Annotated in this window: 17 protein-coding genes; 7 read left to right on the forward strand and 10 right to left on the reverse strand. The window is 59.4% G+C overall.

Annotated features, from left to right (window positions below; translation table 11 throughout):
• Position 1: 1 nt before the first annotated feature.
• A complete protein-coding gene (locus ACR3EQ_RS13975; RefSeq protein WP_170612617.1) occupies positions 2 to 1,144 on the reverse strand; it encodes a DUF3095 domain-containing protein in 1,143 nt (380 codons plus the stop codon).
• Between the two features lie 151 nt (positions 1,145 to 1,295).
• Here ACR3EQ_RS13975 and ACR3EQ_RS13980 point away from each other — a divergent pair, with 151 nt between their 5' ends.
• From ACR3EQ_RS13980 to ACR3EQ_RS13995, 4 genes are all read left to right on the forward strand, one after another.
• On the forward strand, positions 1,296 to 2,468 hold the full coding sequence (locus ACR3EQ_RS13980; RefSeq protein ID WP_170612619.1) for an MFS transporter: 1,173 nt from the start codon (positions 1,296 to 1,298) through the stop codon (positions 2,466 to 2,468).
• On the forward strand, positions 2,468 to 3,535 hold the full coding sequence (locus ACR3EQ_RS13985) for a glycosyltransferase family 4 protein (protein ID WP_480490962.1): 1,068 nt from the start codon (positions 2,468 to 2,470) through the stop codon (positions 3,533 to 3,535). Before ACR3EQ_RS13980 ends, ACR3EQ_RS13985 begins: the two co-directional genes overlap by 1 nt.
• Positions 3,536 to 3,649: 114 nt before the next feature.
• Positions 3,650 to 4,672, forward strand: coding sequence for an aspartate-semialdehyde dehydrogenase (locus ACR3EQ_RS13990; RefSeq protein WP_170612623.1), 1,023 nt, complete (start codon positions 3,650 to 3,652; stop codon positions 4,670 to 4,672).
• A 171-nt stretch (positions 4,673 to 4,843) separates the two neighbouring features.
• Entirely contained in the window at positions 4,844 to 5,761 is a 918-nt protein-coding gene (locus tag ACR3EQ_RS13995; protein ID WP_480490965.1) for an endonuclease/exonuclease/phosphatase family protein, read from the forward strand.
• Positions 5,762 to 5,799: 38 nt separating this feature from the next.
• On the opposite strand, the gene ACR3EQ_RS14000 is transcribed toward ACR3EQ_RS13995, so the two are convergent.
• Entirely contained in the window at positions 5,800 to 6,336 is a 537-nt protein-coding gene (locus ACR3EQ_RS14000; protein WP_480490966.1) for an SRPBCC family protein, read from the reverse strand.
• Positions 6,337 to 6,539: 203 nt separating this feature from the next.
• Here ACR3EQ_RS14000 and ACR3EQ_RS14005 point away from each other — a divergent pair, with 203 nt between their 5' ends.
• From ACR3EQ_RS14005 to ACR3EQ_RS14015, 3 genes are all read left to right on the forward strand, one after another.
• Complete coding sequence (locus tag ACR3EQ_RS14005; protein ID WP_170613141.1) at positions 6,540 to 6,929, forward strand: hypothetical protein; 390 nt, start codon at positions 6,540 to 6,542, stop codon at positions 6,927 to 6,929.
• Between the two features lie 63 nt (positions 6,930 to 6,992).
• Positions 6,993 to 8,375 (forward strand): leucyl aminopeptidase family protein, encoded by a 1,383-nt coding sequence (locus tag ACR3EQ_RS14010; RefSeq protein ID WP_480490968.1) that lies wholly within the window; start codon positions 6,993 to 6,995, stop codon positions 8,373 to 8,375.
• Positions 8,372 to 9,109 (forward strand): C40 family peptidase, encoded by a 738-nt coding sequence (locus ACR3EQ_RS14015; RefSeq protein ID WP_170612631.1) that lies wholly within the window; start codon positions 8,372 to 8,374, stop codon positions 9,107 to 9,109. The genes ACR3EQ_RS14010 and ACR3EQ_RS14015 overlap by 4 nt, the downstream gene beginning before the upstream one ends.
• Here the strand turns inward: ACR3EQ_RS14015 and ACR3EQ_RS14020 are convergent.
• From ACR3EQ_RS14020 to ACR3EQ_RS14055, 8 genes are all read right to left on the reverse strand, one after another.
• The gene (locus ACR3EQ_RS14020; protein WP_170612633.1) at positions 9,106 to 9,456 is read right to left on the reverse strand and encodes a DUF2794 domain-containing protein; all 351 of its coding nucleotides are present in this window, start codon (positions 9,454 to 9,456) and stop codon (positions 9,106 to 9,108) included. The two genes, ACR3EQ_RS14015 and ACR3EQ_RS14020, sit on opposite strands and share 4 nt — an antisense overlap.
• A 75-nt stretch (positions 9,457 to 9,531) precedes the next feature.
• The gene (locus ACR3EQ_RS14025) at positions 9,532 to 11,196 is read right to left on the reverse strand and encodes an ABC transporter permease (protein WP_170612635.1); all 1,665 of its coding nucleotides are present in this window, start codon (positions 11,194 to 11,196) and stop codon (positions 9,532 to 9,534) included.
• A gap of 121 nt (positions 11,197 to 11,317) precedes the next feature.
• Positions 11,318 to 12,535 carry a phenylacetate--CoA ligase family protein gene (locus tag ACR3EQ_RS14030; RefSeq protein ID WP_170680234.1) on the reverse strand — a complete coding sequence of 406 codons (1,218 nt, stop codon included), beginning with the start codon at positions 12,533 to 12,535 and terminating at the stop codon, positions 11,318 to 11,320.
• A gap of 19 nt (positions 12,536 to 12,554) precedes the next feature.
• Positions 12,555 to 13,388 (reverse strand): ABC transporter ATP-binding protein, encoded by an 834-nt coding sequence (locus ACR3EQ_RS14035; RefSeq protein ID WP_170612639.1) that lies wholly within the window; start codon positions 13,386 to 13,388, stop codon positions 12,555 to 12,557.
• Positions 13,389 to 13,501: 113 nt separating this feature from the next.
• Positions 13,502 to 14,785, reverse strand: coding sequence for an ABC transporter substrate-binding protein (locus ACR3EQ_RS14040; RefSeq protein ID WP_480490971.1), 1,284 nt, complete (start codon positions 14,783 to 14,785; stop codon positions 13,502 to 13,504).
• A gap of 74 nt (positions 14,786 to 14,859) precedes the next feature.
• Positions 14,860 to 15,936, reverse strand: coding sequence for a branched-chain amino acid ABC transporter permease (locus ACR3EQ_RS14045; protein WP_170612643.1), 1,077 nt, complete (start codon positions 15,934 to 15,936; stop codon positions 14,860 to 14,862).
• A gap of 3 nt (positions 15,937 to 15,939) precedes the next feature.
• Positions 15,940 to 16,197, reverse strand: coding sequence for a hypothetical protein (locus ACR3EQ_RS14050; RefSeq protein ID WP_170612645.1), 258 nt, complete (start codon positions 16,195 to 16,197; stop codon positions 15,940 to 15,942).
• A 3-nt stretch (positions 16,198 to 16,200) separates the two neighbouring features.
• Positions 16,201 to 17,187: a branched-chain amino acid ABC transporter permease gene (locus ACR3EQ_RS14055; protein WP_170612647.1), complete on the reverse strand. Its 987-nt coding sequence runs from the start codon at positions 17,185 to 17,187 to the stop codon at positions 16,201 to 16,203.
• Positions 17,188 to 17,209: the final 22 nt, after the last annotated feature.

Consider the following 17,209-nt stretch of genomic DNA (forward strand, 5'->3'; position numbering starts at 1 on the left):
ACTAAGCCCTCATCCCGGCGGCGGCCTGGGCGTAACCGCCGGATGCACCGTCAACAAAATGCACGTGATCATCGCGAACGGCAGAGGGCACAAAACAGGTCATCATCGCCTCGTCCTGAGCATGGATGCCATAGCGGATCTTGCCCTGCTGGCGCGCCCGTTCCAGCATCTGCCGGATGCGTGCCAGCGTGGCCTGGTCGCAATCCAGCGTCATCTTGAGGCCGTCGTCGAATTTGCGGAAATCCGCATTTTTGCTGACCATTTCTTTGTAATGTTCGGGCTCGAAACTGCCCAGTCGCCTACCGGACAGAAACAGCAGAAAGATGAGCAGGTTTTCACCCAACATCTTCACGGTGTGCCAAAGAATGTTGCCGCCGGCGCGCATGACACGCGCGTTGATCGCAATACCCGGCGGCGGCCACGAGATTGGCGGCCCGTTGACCGGCACCGGGTGGCCCGCGCGATCCAGCGCCTCGGACACGGACAGCACCGACTGCGCCAGATCGGCAAAATCGATTTCTGTCGCGGTCGCGGTCGGTTGCACAACCAGCGATACGATCTGGCCATGTTTCGCCGGGCTGTTGGACCACCGGCAGGACAAGCCCGTCAGATCCGGTTGCGCGCCAGGTGACGTATCGGGAACGGCGTATTGCCCCGACTTCATCTGCGTCTCGGCCCAGGCCAGCCCACCGCCCGAGAACATCGCGTAGTCCACGCCCGAAGATGGCGCATAGCGGGCAACGCGCACATCCCGCCCCGCATTCCGGATATCCGCAACCGGCACCACGGCGCCGCGCAGGGAAACCGAAAACTCTTCATACGCCCAACGCTGCAAAGCGGACAGGCTGGCGCAGGCTGTATCCGCTGCGCCGGCCGGGACGGCGAAACCCGCGCCGTCGCCGCCAAAGATATAGGGAAACAGCTTGCCGCCTAATGCGTTGATCATGCCCGAAATCACCGCCGCACCGACCATATTCACGGTTTTGTACCGGCCCCGCGCGATTTCACCGGTCGAATCGACGATATCCGCAACCCCGACGACCCAGTCATCCGGTACTGGTGTAAATCGCGCAGGCTTTGCAAGTTCGGTAAAGTCCCTCAACAGCGGCAGGGATTCATAGAAATCGGAATGAACGTCTTTCATTGTCCCCTCAGCGTTGGTGCCTTGTGTCGGTTCCTGATTTGAACAATAGCCCGATTGTGATGTCTGTCCGCCAAATTCAGCATAGCACACGCGCTTGTGCATGATGGCACGACATGCCAAGCATGGCCCGTATTCAGGTTGAGGGCAGATCATGCAGGCAGGATTGGTGGTTTTGTGTCTGGCCTATGTGCTCAGCCAGTTTTTTCGCGCTTTTCTGGCTGTGCTCAGCGTGGATCTGGGCCGGGACCTGGGGGCCACGCCCGAGGACCTGGCCTTTGCCTCGGGCCTGTGGTTCTTCATATTCGCCCTGATGCAGATTCCGGTCGGCTGGGCGCTTGACCGGATCGGACCCCGCCTGACCGCTTCCTTGTTGCTGCTGATCGGCGGTGCAGGAGGGGCTGCTGTTTTTGCGATGGCAACTGCGCCGTTGCATATCAGTATCGCGATGGCCCTGATCGGCATCGGGTGTTCTCCGGTGCTGATGGCCTCGTACTATATCTTCGCGCGCGAGTTTCCTCCCGCCCGTTTTGCCACACTGGCCGCCGTCATGCTGGGTGTCGGTTCCGTCGGTAACCTGGTGGCCTCGTACCCGACGGCACTGGCGGTCGAACTGATGGGCTGGCGCGCAACGCTGGCCGGACTGGCGGCGATCTCGGGCTTTGTGGCGATTGGAATCTGGCTGACGGTCCACGATCCGCATAAGATCGAAACAGAACAGAAAGGATCGTTGCTGGATCTGCTCAGGGAACCAGCGCTCTGGACGATACTTCCGTTGATGCTGGTGGCCTATGCGCCTTCCGGGGCGCTGCGAGGATTGTGGGCCGGGCCGTACCTGCAGGACGTCTTTGGCCTGGGCACCGCGCAAATCGGGCAGGCAACCCTGGTAATGGGCGCAGCGATGATTGCGGGAACCTTTGTCTATGGCCCGCTTGACCGCATTCTTGGCACGCGCAAATGGGTGATCTTCGGCGGCAACGCGCTCAGCGCTGTGTCCCTGATCCTGTTGTGTATCTGGGTCGCCGACGCGGTCTGGGTGTCCGTCATCCTGCTGGCCCTGATCGGATTTACCGGCGCCACATTTCCCGTGATCATGGCGCATGGCCGTGCCTTCATCCCCCCGCATCTAGTCGGCCGGGGCGTCACCCTACTGAACCTGTTTGGAATTGGCGGCGTTGGTGTGGCGCAGTTTGCCACCGGGCGGCTTCATGCCGCTACAGAAGGCGCGGGGCCCGCTGCGCCCTATACGGCCATTTTCGGGTTCTTTGCCATAACAGTTGCGATTGGGTGCCTGATTTACCTATTCAGCCGCGACAGCATAGACTGATGCCAATCAACCCTGAACAGGAGATCACAGTGCGGGAAATCGAGGTCATCGCGCCCAACCTGAAACACAGCCTGTCAGGCGTGACCACAACGATCATTCGGCTTTTACCGATCCAACGCGACATGATCGAAATTCGCGCGACGGGACCCGGACTGCCCGACGATCTGCCGCACATCCGGCTTTGGAAGGTTCCGTTTCTGTCAAACCGGGTACAACGGGTCTGGCATGCCCGGCGCAACACCGAGATGCTGGCAGGACTGGTGCTGAAACATCTGTTCCGGCGCAATTTCCGCCTGCTCTTCACTTCGGCCGCGCAGCGCGATCATTCGGGGTTTACCAAGTGGCTGATCTCGAAGATGGATGCGCTGATCGCGACAACGCCGCAGGCGGCTTCGTTTCTGAAACACCCCGCAACTGTCATCATGCACGGGGTGAACACGGACCTGTTTCATCCCGCACAATCCAAGCAAGCCCTGCGCCAGAAGCTCGGTCTGCCCGATGGCGTTCTGATCGGCTGTTTTGGCCGTATCCGCCCGCAAAAGGGCGTGGACCTTCTGGTGGACGCCGCAATCGAGGTTCTGCCGTCCCACCCCGACGCGCAGATTATCTTCACCGGCCGGGCCACCAAAGAGTTCGAAGGCTTTCAGCAGGAACAGGAAAAAAAGCTCAAGGCCGCCGGGTTGGCGGACCGGGTGCATTTTCTGGGCGAGCGTCCGTGGGAAGAGATCGTGGAAACCTATCGCGCGCTGGACCTGTTCGTGGCCCCGGCACGGCACGAAGGCTTCGGCCTGACCCCGCTCGAGGCGATGGCGTCGGGTGTGCCTGCCATCGCCTGTCACGGTGTTGGCGCATTCAGCGCGCAGATCAAAGATGGTGTGACCGGCCGTCTGGTCGAGAAAGACAATGCAAAGGCGCTCGCGGGCGCGTTGCAGGACATGTTGGATGACCGCAAAAAGCTGGCGCAGGCCGGGCAGGCTGCACGGGCCCATGTCGAACAGAATTTTCGAATCGAGGGCGAGGCGGAAGCCATCGTTCGGGTCTATCGATCCTTGTTGGAGGAGCATTGACCCGCCGCAACGGTGTCAAATTGGTGTTCCGCGCCGAAATTCGCTTCGATTAGTCTTTTTTCTTCGCCGCAACGCGGCTATGAACGCGCGTCCTTAGACTTCAGGAGACATGATATGGGCTATCGCGTCGTTGTCGTCGGCGCCACAGGCAATGTGGGCCGCGAAATGCTGAACATCCTGGCTGAACGCCAGTTCCCCGTGGACGAACTTGCCGCGCTGGCAAGCCGCCGTTCGCTGGGCACCGAGGTCAGCTTTGGCGACAAGACACTGACGACCAAGGATCTGGATACATTCGATTTCAGCGGTTGGGACATCGCGCTGTTTGCCGTGGGTTCGGCGGCGACCAAGGACTATGCGCCCAAAGCCGCGGCTGCCGGCTGCGTGGTGATCGATAACTCGTCGCTGTATCGCTATGACCCTGACATTCCGCTGATCGTGCCGGAATGCAACCCGCAGGCGATCCACGACTACAAGAACAAGAACATCATCGCCAACCCCAACTGCTCGACCGCGCAGATGGTTGTCGCGCTTAAACCGCTGCATGACCGCGCCAAGATCAAGCGCGTTGTCGTGTCGACCTATCAGTCGGTTTCGGGCGCAGGCAAGGAAGGCATGGACGAGCTGTGGGATCAGACCAAGGCCGTGTACAACCCGATCAACGAGGTTGAGCCGAAGAAGTTCCAGAAGCAGATCGCTTTCAACGTCATTCCGCAGATCGACGTCTTCATGGAAGACGGCTCGACCAAGGAAGAGTGGAAGATGGTTGTCGAAACCAAGAAGATCGTCGATCCGTCGATCAAGGTAACGGCCACTTGCGTTCGTGTTCCGGTCTTTGTCGGCCATTCCGAGGCCGTGAACATCGAGTTCGAGGAATTCCTCGATGAAGACGAAGCCCGCGACATCCTGCGCGAGGCACCCGGCATCATGGTGATCGACAAGCGTGAGGCGGGTGGCTACGTCTCGCCCATTGAATGCGTTGGTGATTTCGCCACTTTCATCAGCCGTATCCGTCAGGACTCGACCGTCGAAAACGGCCTGAACCTGTGGTGTGTGTCGGACAACCTGCGCAAGGGTGCGGCCCTGAACGCCGTTCAGATTGCCGAGCTGCTGGGCCGTGAGGTTCTGAAAAAGGGCTGAATTCTTCCCATCCGAATGTACGAAGGGGCCGCTTCACATGAAGTGGCCCTTTTTTCTCGGCCCCGGCCCGGTGATAGGCCGGACGTTCGAGACCCTCACACCAGTTTCAACTGGACGTATACACCACAAAATGCACAGTGTTTGCCCTGAGCATTTCGATTGAGGCAGAACGTGCGTTTCCTGAACAACAACAGGTTTGCCCGATCCGCTATTCTGGGTTGTGCAACGCTTCTCATGGGTTTGGTGATCTTTGGATTCACCGGACGGTATTTTGCACCCGGTGACTCGGTCGCCCTGATGAGACCCCAGATTGGCGTGCTGCTGATCGTCTTTGCCGCGATCCTCATGGCCGTGCGTGCCAGGGGTTTCGCGTTGGCCTCCCTTGTTTTCGCAGTGATTGCGGTGGGGTCTGTTGCCGCCGGGCTCGTACCTGTATCAGACGAATGCGATGATCCTTGTGTGACCTTGTATCAAAAGAACCTGATGTCTGTGGCATGGCCCCGGTATTCCCTTGCCGATGACATTCTCTCGTCGGACGCGGACATCGTGACACTTCAGGAAGTTTCCAGCCACAACAGGCAATATATGGAAAACCTGTTCGGGAATTACCCGACATCGGCAATATGTGAGTTCAGGCCCGAGCAGAACGTTGCGATACTGACCAGACTGGCCATTGTTGAGGATTCAGAATTTTGCCTACAGGGGCTTGGACTGGTGGGTCTTCAGGTCATCGGTCCGGGTGGTCAGCCGGTTTGGGTTGTCTCCGTTCACCTCAACTGGCCCTACCCTTATGGCCAGTTCGAACAGAGCAAAAAGATCGCCCACCAAATCGAACAACTGGACGGCCCTGTTCTGATCGCCGGGGACTTCAACATGGCCCATTGGGGCAGCAGCGTGCGCCGTATCGGTATGGCTGCCGGCAATCACGTGTTTGGCGCAGTTATGAACACGCACATTCTTGGCAACTGGATGATGCCGATGCCGATCGACAATCTTTTGGTGCCCAATGGCACGACGGGCACGGCGGAACTGCGCCCGTTCATGGGATCCGACCATATGGGAATCAGGGCCCGCATCAGCCTGCCCTGAGAACTCATATTTTCAGCTTTTTAGAGCCTGTTTTTGCCTTACTGGCCGGATTCGACCAGTTCTTTGAGGTTGGAAAGCCCGCGCTCGTAATCCCCGCCGACCCATTCATCCATCATGAGCCCCATCCAGCGCGACATGGGGTTCATACCAAGATCACTTTCAAAGCCCCACGAAATCTCGGTCTGATCGCCTTCGGGCTGCAGAATAAACGACGCACTTGCCGTCCCCATGGATCCGAAATCCAGCGCGGTTCTGACGAACTGGTTTTCAACGCTTTCGATGATTTCTTGTGATCCCGATCCGACCTGAGGATGCTCAGAGCTCCAGTTCAGGGTATTCCCGACGCCGGCTTCTGGGCCGCTGTAGGCCAGTTTGGTTTCCGGATCGCGCGACAGCCATGGCGACCATTTCTCGGTCGCCTGCATCGAGTTCACAAAAGGAAAGATGGCAGCAGCCGGTGCGTTGATGGTGACGCTTCGCGAGACTTCGGCCTTACCGGGCAGCAGATAGGACGCGCCCACCAGAACCAGTATCAATACAAGTAAAATCAGAAGAATTCGTTTTATCCATCGCATGGCTGTCTCCGACTCCAAGCAGAATAATCTCATGTTAAAAACCGGCGGCGCCAGATTGGACCAGAGCCGCGCCAGCTTGACTTTGCCGCGCCACGCAAACGGAATTCAACATAAATTCGAAGAACTTTCCCGACCCATTGCAAGGTTTTGCAAAGATTATGGGGCGCATTCTCAGCCCGTGCCGTGGGGGCATGAACATAGGGGTGAACGTGGTGGATAATGTAATCACGCTGGAGCACACGGAATCCGTGCGGCTGGATCCGGATCGCATTGGCGGCTTGTGCCGTCAACTTGGTGACAAGAACGCGCTGGATGTCATGTGCCGAACCGTTGAAGAACTGGCCGTGCGGCTTTCGAACTGCGAACGTTTCTGGCGGCAACGCAACTGGGCCGATCTGCGCAAATGCGCCAGATCACTGGTGGCGATTGCCGATCAGATCGGAATGACGGCGCTGGCCCATGTGGCAAGTGATGTAGCCAGGACAGTCGATGCCGGGGACGCCGTGGCCTCGGGGGCGACGCTGTGCCGTCTGATCCGTGTGGGCGAGCGGTCGCTGACGGCAATTTGGGATCAGCAGGATCTTTCCGTTTGACGGGGGTTGCAGGCGCGCGTCCGGTGGCTAGTCTGGGCGCGAACCGAGCCAGCCGAGAACCCTATGACCCTGTCCTTTGCACCTGCCTCTGAACCGTCCTTGCCGCTTCATGTGATCGAACAATCCCGGCTGGAGGACTGGCTTAAAAACCAGAGCGCGAAAGTGCAATCATGGATTGCCGTCAACGGTTTCACCGGTGCTTTGGGACAGGCCCTGTTGATACCGGACACTGATGGTGTGCCGGGCTGCGCAGTTGCGGGATACGGAACGGGCGCCACGCGGGCGCGCAAACGTTTTCCTCTGGCGGCCGCGGCCGAAGCGTTGCCCCAAGGCAACTACCGCATTGCGTCAGGTGTTCCCGAGGATGCGCTGGACACAGAAAGCCTTGGCTGGCTTTTGACCGGATACACTTTTGATCGCTACGCCAGCCAGTCTCCTGTTGGTGCCAGGTTGGTTGCACCCGACGGGTTGAACAGCGCGCGGATTGAAGCGATCGCCACCGCCGAGGCGCTGATCCGAGATCTTGTCAATACGCCCGCGTCCGACATGGGGCCGGATCAGTTGCAGGCCGCCGCGGAAACGCTCGCGCAGGAATTCGGGGCCTCTTGCAACGTGATCGCAGGCAACGCTCTGCTGGAAAACAACTTTCCAATGATCCACGCTGTCGGTCGTGCCGCCGCGCAGGAACCTCGGCTGATCGAAGTGAACTGGGGCACCAGCGGCCCCAAACTGACGCTGGTGGGTAAAGGCGTCTGTTTCGATACCGGTGGGCTGGATCTGAAACCGGCGGCGGCGATGGGACTGATGAAAAAGGATATGGGCGGGGCGGCCAATGTGCTGGGTCTGGCCCGCATGATCATGTCCCTGAACCTTCCGCTACAGCTTCGGGTCTTGATCCCTGCCGTGGAAAACGCGGTTTCGGGTAGTGCATTCCGTCCCGGCGACATCCTGACCTCACGCAAGGGGTTTACCGTCGAGATCAACAACACCGATGCAGAGGGGCGGCTGGTTCTGGCCGATGCCCTGACACTGGCAGATGAGGGGCAGCCGGATCTGCTGATCTCGATGGCCACGCTCACCGGCGCGGCGCGCGTTGCGGTCGGAGCGGATCTGGCTCCATTCTACACCGATGACGATGGCGCGGCGGAAATCCTGACCGGCGCGGCGCGGTTAGCGGCGGATCCCGTCTGGAGGATGCCGTTCCACGAACCTTATGAAGCCTTGATCGAACCCGGCATAGCAGATCTGGACAATGCCCCATCGGGCGGGTTCGCAGGTTCGATCACTGCGGCCTTGTTTCTGCGACGCTTTGCAGGCCAAAGTCGCTACATGCATTTTGACGTCTATTCATGGCAACGCGCCAAGGAGCCGGGACGCAGCAAAGGTGGCCTTGGACAAGGCCCTCAGGCCTTGCTGGCCGCGTTGCCGGAGTTGTTGGACCTATGAGCCGTCTTCGAGTCATCGAACCGGTTGTCGACCTTCTGCGCCAACCGGACGGACCGCGCGACCGTCAATTGCTGTTTGGTGATACGGTTGAGGTCCGTGAAAACCGGGAAGGGTGGAGCCGCGTCACTTCGGACAAGGACGGATATCAGGGCTGGGTTGCGACAGACCGTTTGGGGCCCGAGGCGTCACCGACCCACTGGATCACGGCCCCGTCGACTCATACCTATGTGTGGGCGGACATCAAAAGCGCGGATCGGGCATCGCTGAGTTTTGGCAGCAAGGTTCAGGCTCTTTCCAAGCAAAACGGGTTTTTTGAAACCGAGCTGGGGTTCATTCCGTCCACCCACGCCACCACAATTTCCGACACAGTGAATGACCCGGTTGCCGTAGCCGAACTGTTTTTGGGCACGCCCTATCTTTGGGGTGGCAACAGCCGGTTTGGCCTGGATTGCTCGGGGCTTGTTCAGGCCGGGTTGCTGGCCTGTGGCATTGCCTGCCCCGGTGACAGTGGCGATCAGGAAAGGGCGTTGGGACACCTGGTGCCGCAGGATGCACCCGCAAAACGGGGCGATCTGTTATTCTGGAAAGGACATGTGGCCTGGGTCAGCGGCAACAACATGCTGCTGCACGCCAACGCCCACGATATGGCGGTCGTATATGAACCGATGGATCGGGCCATTGCCCGTATCCGGGAACAAGGCGACGGGCCGGTTACGTCACATAAAAGGCTCTAATCCAGGTCAACCGCCCGGATCAGCTTCCGCTCAAGCACGCGCAACACGGTGCGCAGGTCATGGCCGCGTTTCAGAATTCGACCGTCCATGCCAATGACCGAGTACATTCCTTGCCGCTGACGAAGGCGGGGGTGTTTTTCCACCCGATAAATCGGATGCTCGGCCGTGCGTCGGAAGATCGAAAAAACTGCCGTATCCCGTAGGTTTGAAATGCCATAGTCGCGCCATTCTCCGGCGGCGACCATTCGGCCATAAACAGACAGGATCTGGGTCATCTCGCGCCGGTCAAAAGCGACTGGCATCTGAGCCGGGCTGGCAGAAAACCCGCTGGGTGGCTGCATTTTCATACTCTCAGCCTTGCCGGAAATTCTATTTTAATCAACCCCGAGGCAGACACGCTGGTTCATTTTGCCTTGAACCTGTTACCTGCGGCCAACCTGCCGGCAGATCAGGATAACCGGCAACAATCCAACAGCCAGTATCACAAGCGAGGGTACGGCAGCCCCTTCCAGCCGCTCATCAGACGCCAATCTGTAAGCCTGCACTGCCAGCGTGTCGAAGTTGAAGGGCCGCATGATCAGCGTCGCGGGCAGTTCCTTCATGACATCGACAAACACGATCAGCAGCGCAGTCAGCAGCGATGGCGTCAGAATCGGCAGGTGCACCCGCCGCAGCGTCGCCAGCGGCGTCTGGCCCAAAGACCGCGACGCGGCATCCATATTTGCGTGAACCGTGCTTTGTCCGCCTTCATAGGCGCTGAGCGCGGCGGCCAGAAACCGCACCATATACGCCGCGACCAGCAACCAGATCGAACCGGTGATTAGCAACCCGGTCGAAATATCGAAGGTCTTGCGCATCCACGCGTCCAGCGTGTTGTCGAACCCGGCAAAAGGCACGATCAGACCGACCGCAATGACACCGCCCGGAACCGCGTATCCCAGCCGCGCCAGATAAGCCGCCGCTGACGAGACGCGCCCCGGTCTCAGGCGCTGATAAAAGCCCACGCAAATGGCGGCGAACACGGTCACCACTGCGGCTATACCGGCCAAAGTCAGCGAGTTCTGGATGAACCCGATATAGCGCCGCGACAGAAGGTTCTGTTCGGAGGTCATCCCCATCTGCACCAATATGATCACCGGCAGAAGGAAACCCAGGACAACCGGTATGATGCACAGGACAAATGCCCCGACCGACTGCCAGCCTTTCAAATGTGCTGTTGGCAGCGCGGCGTGGCTTTTACCGGCCTGATAGTATTTGGCTTTGCCGCGCTGGGTCCGTTCGGCCACGGCCATCAGCAGCGCGAACCCAAGCAGGCACAGGGCCAGCTGAGCGGCAGCGGCGCGGTCGCCTATGGAAAACCAGCTTGTATAGATCCCGGTGGCAAAAGTCTGAACGCCGAAATAGGCGACTGTTCCAAAATCGGCGATGGTCTCCATCACTGCCAGCAGAACACCGCCCGCAATCGCCGGGCGCGCCATCGGCAGGGACACGCGCCAGAATGCCATCCACGGGCTGTTGCCCAACGCCCGGGCCGCCAAAAAGGCTGAACCGCTTTGCTGTATGAACGCCGCGCGCGCCAGCAGATAGACGTAGGGATACAGTACCAGGATCAGCATGACCGCCGCCCCTTCGGTCGAGCGGATTTCGGGGAACCAGTAGTCGCGCGGCCCCCAGCCCGTTATCTGCCGCAGGTTGGTTTGAACAATGCCGGGGTGATCCAGAATGAAGGTGTATGCATAAGCCAGAACATAGGCCGGAAAGGCCAGGGGCAGAACCAGAGCGATCTCGAGAAGTCGCACACCGGGAAAGCGTGTCATGGTCACAAGCCACGCGGCACCGACACCGATCGAAAAGGTCCCCGCCGAAACCAGGACCACCAGAACCGCCGTGGTCAGCGCGTATCCGGGCAGAACCGTGGACATCAGATGCGAGATCGTGGCCGTACCACCGGTTGCGGCCGCCAGAACAACCGCCACCATCGGCAGCAGACAGGCCGCAGCCACAAAAAGAGCGACCCCGCCAACAAGCCTGGTGCCCAATACGCCGCGGTTGCGGGATCCGTGTTCTGAATACTCTATTTCGGCCATTGTCCCGGCTAACGAGTGGCAAATGCGCAGGTTTGGTCTTTCATTGACCAAAACGCTCGGAAAAGCCAGTAGGCGGGGCAACAATTCTGCGGCACTTACTGCCGCAGACTGTTCCGATGCGTCATTCGTAGACGCGCTGATCCTCGATCACCAGCCCATCCTTGGGAAGCGAGCCGGGTGCCACCACCTCGACCGCGCCCTTCAGCTTCAGGACCTCGACGACCGATTTGGCATAGGCCGCGTCGTTTTCGCAGGGGCTTTCGATCTGAACCGTCATCATGTCCATCTCGCCCTGCCGGGCTGCAATCACGCGCGCCTTGACGATCTCCTCATGCTTGTCCACCAGCGCCGCAACCTGTTCCGGACGCACGAACATGCCCTTGATCTTGGTGGTCTGATCGGCGCGGCCCATCCAGCCCTTGATGCGGGTATTTGTCCGCCCGCAAGGGGACTGGCCCGGCATCATGGCCGACAAGTCACCGGTGGCAAAGCGGATCAGCGGGTAATCCGGGTTGAAGGTCGTGACCACAACCTCACCAACCTCGCCGGGTGCAACCGGAATTCCGGTGCCGGGGGTGACGATCTCGACGATGACATATTCGTCGATGATCATCCCTTCCATCGCGGCACTTTCATAGGCGATGTTGCCCAAATCCGCCGTGGCATAGCATTGCAGGCAGGAAATACCCCGGTCGGCATAGTCCTGCCGCAATGAGGGAAACAGCGCACCCCCGCCCACAACCGCCTTCGAGAAATTCAGCGAAACGCCCATCTCGTCAGCCTTATCCAGGATCACTTTCAGGTAATCGGGCGTTCCCGCATATGCGGTGCATCCGATATCACGGGCAGCAGTGACCTGAAGCTCGGTCTGGCCGGTGCCTGCTGGCAACACGGCAGCGCCGACGGCCCGCGCGCCGTTTTCAAAGATCATTCCGGCTGGTGTCAGATGATACCCAAAACAGTTCTGCACGATGTCTCCGGGCCCGACTCCGGCGGCGTGCAGAAACCGCCCCATGCGCCACCAGTCGTGATCCGTGCTGCCCGGTTCGTAAATCGGACCCGGCGATTGAAACACATGGTGGAAATGCCGCGCCGGTTTCACCGTAAACCCACCAAATGGCGCACGTGCGGCCTGCCCCTGTGTCAGGTCGGACTTCCGCAAAACCGGCAGTTTCGCCAGATCCTCGATCGAGGCAACCGCGTCGACATCCGCATCCGCGAAATGAGCCGCAAATCCCGGTGCCGATTTCGCCCGCTGCAATTGCGCGCGCAATGCCTGGGTCTGATCAGACAAACGTTGATCGGCCGAGCGGGTTTCGAGTGCATCGAAGTAAGTCATCGCCAAATCCTCCATCCGCTCATAGCCACCGCTTGCGGCGGCGATAAGAGCGCACGTCCCGAAAGCTCTTGCGGCCTTCATCCGACATGCCGAGATAGAATTCCTTTACGTCCGGGTTTTCGCGCAATTCTGCGGCGGGGCCGTCCATCACGACGCGACCCGATTCCAGAATGTATCCGTAATGCGCAAACCTAAGCGCGACATTGGTGTTCTGTTCGGCCAGCAGGAAGGACACGCCTTCTTTCTCGTTCAGATCCTTCACAATGCCGAAAATCTCTTCGACCAGCTGCGGCGCCAGTCCCATCGACGGTTCGTCCAGCAGGATTGTCTCGGGCCGGGACATCAGCGCCCGTCCCATCGCAACCATCTGCTGCTCGCCACCCGAGGTATAACCGGCCTGGCTTCGGCGGCGTTCCTTGAGGCGGGGGAAATATGTGTAGACCAGCTCAAGGTCCTGCTGAATCGCGGCCTTGCCATCCTTGCGGGTATAGGCACCGGTCAGCAGGTTTTCCTCGACCGTCAGGTGTTCGAAGCAATGGCGACCCTCCATCACCTGGATCACGCCTTTCTGCACCAGATCGGCCGGATCGCTTTCGTGAACACTGGTTCCGCGATATTTGATGGAACCTTTGGTCACCTCGCCCCGTTCGGAATGCAGCAGGTTTGACACCGCTTTAAGCGTCGTCGTCTTGCCTGCTCCATTGCCGCCCAGCAAGGCCGTGATGCCGCCCTTGGGCACAGTCAGGCTGACGCCTTTCAGCACGAGGATCACATGGTTGTAGATCACCTCGATATTGTTGACTTCAAGCAGGGTTTCCGCCTGCACGTCAGTGGTTTGTGCCGCATCCAGCATCAGCGTGTTTCCTCATGCCTGCCCCATCCGGGGCGGTTCATCAGGAGCGGCAGGCGCGCCGCCGCTCCGATTGTTTGGCGACCCCGGATCGCTCCGGGGCGCGGAGTCTTCTCTTATTCGCAGCGGGCTGCGACGTTGTTTTCAGCCGCGTACGCGTTCGAATCTTCCGCAACCAGCGCGCCGATCACTTCGCCATCGGTTGGCTTGAAGTCGGAAATGAGGCTCCAGGTCTTGGTGCTTGCATCCCATTGGGACACACCGATCAGGCCTGGGCCACCATGGTTGTCGCACGACACCTGGAAGGTCGGGCCAAAGTTCGGCATGCCCAGTGCGGCCATACGCTCTTCGGTGATATTGAGGTTCTCCATCGCGTCACGCACCATGCCCGGTGTGACGTCGCCGGTTCCGTTGGCCTCTTGCGCGTCTTTGATCGCCTCGGCGGCCAGCATCGCGGAATAGAGACCGCGGTTGTACAGAACGGTACCGACCTGATCGCCTGCGCCTGCGGCCTTACCGGCATCGACAACATGCGTTTTGATGTCATCGAATACGGGGAAGTCATTACCGACCGCGTGGAAGGTGACGGCCTTGTACCCGTTCGCCTTGTCGCCTGCGGGCAGCACGTCATGCTGCGCACCCGACCACCAGACGCCGATGAAGTTTTCCATCGGGAAACGGATGTTCGCGGCTTCCTGAATGGCGACCTGGTTCATCACGCCCCAGCCCCACATCAGAACGTAGTCCGGCTTTTCGCGGCGGATTTGCAGCCACTGCGACTTCTGCTCCTGACCGGGGTGATCGACCGGCAGCGTGGACAGTTCAAAACCGTGCTTCTTGGACAGCTCTTCCAGCGTGCGGATCGGCTCTTTGCCGTAGGCCGAGTTGTGATAGACCAGCGCGATTTTCTTGCCGTTCAGATCACCGCCATTTTCTTCCAGCAGATAGTTCACCGCGCCCGAGGCGCCGTCCCAGTAATTGGCGGGATAGTTGAAGACATGGCTGAACACCTTGCCGTTGCGGGCCGAAGTCCGGCCATATCCCATGGTGTGAAGCGGGATGTCATCGGCCGTCACTTTCGGGATGAGCTGATAGGTGATGCCGGTCGACAGCGGTTGATAGATCAGCGCGCCCTCGCCCTTGGTCGATTCATAGCATTCCACACCTTTTTCGGTGTTGTAGCCGGTCTCGCATTCGACAACACGAACGGGAACACCGCCGATACCGCCATCCCTCTCATTCAACAGAGTGAAATAGTCGTTGTAGCCGTCCGAGAACGGAATACCGCCCGCAGCATAAGGCCCTGTGCGATAGCTGAGGTCCGGGATCACAAGATCCGCCAAAGCGGGCCCTGCGGCCATCAGAGCGCCCAGCGCCATAGTTGCCAGTTTCTTGTTCATCGGGTGTTTCCTCCCTTGGTTATTCCGATGCGGTTTCGGGCTTTGCACCCGTCTTATGATTGGGCCGGTTCCGTTTAGTGCGGGAACGGCCAGAGTCTGAGCTTTTCCTTGGCCACGCGCCACAGCTGCGCCAGCCCGTGTGGTTCCAGGATCAGGAACATGATGATCAGCGCACCGACGATCACAAGCTGAAGATGCGCCACGATATCGGTGGGCCAGCCCAAAACGTCGACCCCGACAACCTTCAGAACCACCGGCAACAGCACAAGAAACGCAGCCCCGGCAAAGGATCCGAAAATAGAGCCTAGTCCGCCGATAATCACCATGAACAGCACCAGGAACGACTTCTGGATGCCGAACACCTCGCCCACTTCGACCGCGCCCAGATAGACCGCAAAGAACAGCGCACCAGCTATGCCGACAAAGAACGAACTGACGGCGAAGGCGCTGATCTTGGCCTTCAGTGGGTTCACTCCGATGATTTCGGCTGCGATGTCCATGTCACGGATTGCCATCCATGTGCGCCCGGTGGTGCCGCGCGTCAGGTTGCGGGCAATCAGCGCGCTGACCGTCAGGAAGATCAGGCAGAACAGATAGGTTGCCCAGGCCGGAGCATTCGGCCCCGTGATGATGATGCCGAACACGTCACGTTCGGGCGCATTGATCTGACCCGAAGCGGAATAGTTGTAGAACCACGGCACCCGGTTGAACAGCCAGACCAGAAAGAACTGCGCCGCCAGCGTGGCCACCGCCAGATAGAACCCTTTGATCCGCAGCGAAGGCAGACCGAACAGCACACCCACGATGGCCGTAATACCTCCGGCAAGCAGGACATGGATGAACATGCTGACATCGGGAAAGGCCGTCATCAGCTTGTAGCAGGCATATGCGCCCACAGCCATGAACCCGCCGGTCCCCAGCGATACCTGCCCGCAATAGCCCACCAGAATGTTCAGCCCGATGGCCGCAATTGCGTAGATCAGGAACGGCAACAGCAGCGCGTTGGCCCAATAATCGTTGATGATGAACGGAATGATCCCGAACGCCACCGCCAGCACCACGTAGTAGCGGTACCGATCAAACTTGATCGGGAAAGTCTGGCTGTCATCCACGTACGAGACTTTGAAGTCCCCGGCTTCACGATAGAACATGTCTTACTTTCCCCATTCTTCCTGCGCCCGGTTCCGGGTCGCAGCGTCCAATTGTTTTGAAGACTTGGCGTAACCGCTCTGTTCGGTGTTGCGCACCAGTTTCATATAGGCCAGCACGCCCGTCACCAGACCGGCAAACGCCAGGATCGCGGCGATCATCAACTGGCCGTCCGTTAGCCCCTCGGCCGTGATCGCGATGTAGCCGAAGGCCCAGAACCCGGCCCAGGCGATGACGTTAATGATGGCGATCAGCTTCTGCACGACCTAAACCCTTTCGATGATCTTCTCACCGAACAGACCCTGAGGCCGGAACACGAGGAAGATCAGCGCCAGAACATAGGCGAACCAGTTTTCGGTCGCGCCGCCCACCATCGGGCCGATCGCGAATTCGAACAGCTTCTCTCCCACACCGATGATCAGCCCGCCCACGATCGCGCCGGGGATCGAGGTGAACCCGCCCAGCATCAACACCGGCAGCGCCTTGAGTGCGATCAGCGACAATGAGAACTGCACGCCGGACTTGGTGCCCCACATGATCCCTGCGACCAGTGCCACGAATCCGGCCACCGACCAGACCATGACCCAGATGAAGTTCAGCGAAATGCCGACTGACAGCGCAGCCTGGTGATCATCCGCCACGGCGCGCATCGCCCGGCCCTGTTTGGTGTACTGGCTGAAGGCCACCAGCGCCGCCACCAGCAGCGCCGCAATGACCGTCGCCACGATATCCAGATTGTCGATGAAGAAGCCGTAATCGAAGATGTTGAACGTCGTCTCGTCAATCCACAGGTTGATACCCTGCGGCAGGCCAACATCCAGCGTCTTGATCTCGGATCCCCACATCAGGTCGGCCACACCTTCAAGGAAATAGGCCAGACCGATGGTCGCCATGAACAGAATGATCGGCTCCTGCCCGACCAAATGGCGCATGACGAACCGCTGCACCGCCCAGGCCAGCAAGACCATCACCGCCATTGTCAGAATGATCGCCAGCAACGCGGGCACGTTCCAGCCGAAATAGTGGACATGGGTGCCGAAGATCGCGTTGATCAGATGCGCAAAGGGCACCTGACCATTCATGATCCCGACCAGTGTCATCGCCGCAAAAAGGGCCATAACCCCTTGCGCGTAATTGAAAATCCCGGACGCCTTGTAGATCAGCACAAAGCCCAGCGCGACCAGTGCATAAAGCACCCCGGCCATCAGACCGTTGAGGATGACCTCCATCGCAAATACGAGTTGTTCAGGCATGTCAGCCCCTCCCCAATTCTGC

The sequence above is a fragment of the Ruegeria sp. AN11 genome (assembly GCF_056536005.1).

What these genes read in the sequence shown, in the direction of transcription:
- ACR3EQ_RS13990 (WP_170612623.1), top strand. Translation starts at nt 3,650, where the DNA reads ATGGGCTATCGCGTCGTTGTCGTCGGCGCCACAGGCAATGTGGGCCGC.
- ACR3EQ_RS13975 (WP_170612617.1), bottom strand. Translation starts at nt 1,144, where the DNA reads ATGAAAGACGTTCATTCCGATTTCTATGAATCCCTGCCGCTGTTGAGG.
- ACR3EQ_RS14015 (WP_170612631.1), top strand. Translation starts at nt 8,372, where the DNA reads ATGAGCCGTCTTCGAGTCATCGAACCGGTTGTCGACCTTCTGCGCCAA.
- ACR3EQ_RS14025 (WP_170612635.1), bottom strand. Translation starts at nt 11,196, where the DNA reads ATGGCCGAAATAGAGTATTCAGAACACGGATCCCGCAACCGCGGCGTA.
- ACR3EQ_RS14030 (WP_170680234.1), bottom strand. Translation starts at nt 12,535, where the DNA reads ATGACTTACTTCGATGCACTCGAAACCCGCTCGGCCGATCAACGTTTG.
- ACR3EQ_RS14040 (WP_480490971.1), bottom strand. Translation starts at nt 14,785, where the DNA reads ATGAACAAGAAACTGGCAACTATGGCGCTGGGCGCTCTGATGGCCGCA.
- ACR3EQ_RS14010 (WP_480490968.1), top strand. Translation starts at nt 6,993, where the DNA reads ATGACCCTGTCCTTTGCACCTGCCTCTGAACCGTCCTTGCCGCTTCAT.
- ACR3EQ_RS14035 (WP_170612639.1), bottom strand. Translation starts at nt 13,388, where the DNA reads ATGCTGGATGCGGCACAAACCACTGACGTGCAGGCGGAAACCCTGCTT.
- ACR3EQ_RS13980 (WP_170612619.1), top strand. Translation starts at nt 1,296, where the DNA reads ATGCAGGCAGGATTGGTGGTTTTGTGTCTGGCCTATGTGCTCAGCCAG.
- ACR3EQ_RS14045 (WP_170612643.1), bottom strand. Translation starts at nt 15,936, where the DNA reads ATGTTCTATCGTGAAGCCGGGGACTTCAAAGTCTCGTACGTGGATGAC.
- ACR3EQ_RS14020 (WP_170612633.1), bottom strand. Translation starts at nt 9,456, where the DNA reads ATGAAAATGCAGCCACCCAGCGGGTTTTCTGCCAGCCCGGCTCAGATG.
- ACR3EQ_RS14000 (WP_480490966.1), bottom strand. Translation starts at nt 6,336, where the DNA reads ATGCGATGGATAAAACGAATTCTTCTGATTTTACTTGTATTGATACTG.
- ACR3EQ_RS13985 (WP_480490962.1), top strand. Translation starts at nt 2,468, where the DNA reads ATGCCAATCAACCCTGAACAGGAGATCACAGTGCGGGAAATCGAGGTC.
- ACR3EQ_RS14055 (WP_170612647.1), bottom strand. Translation starts at nt 17,187, where the DNA reads ATGCCTGAACAACTCGTATTTGCGATGGAGGTCATCCTCAACGGTCTG.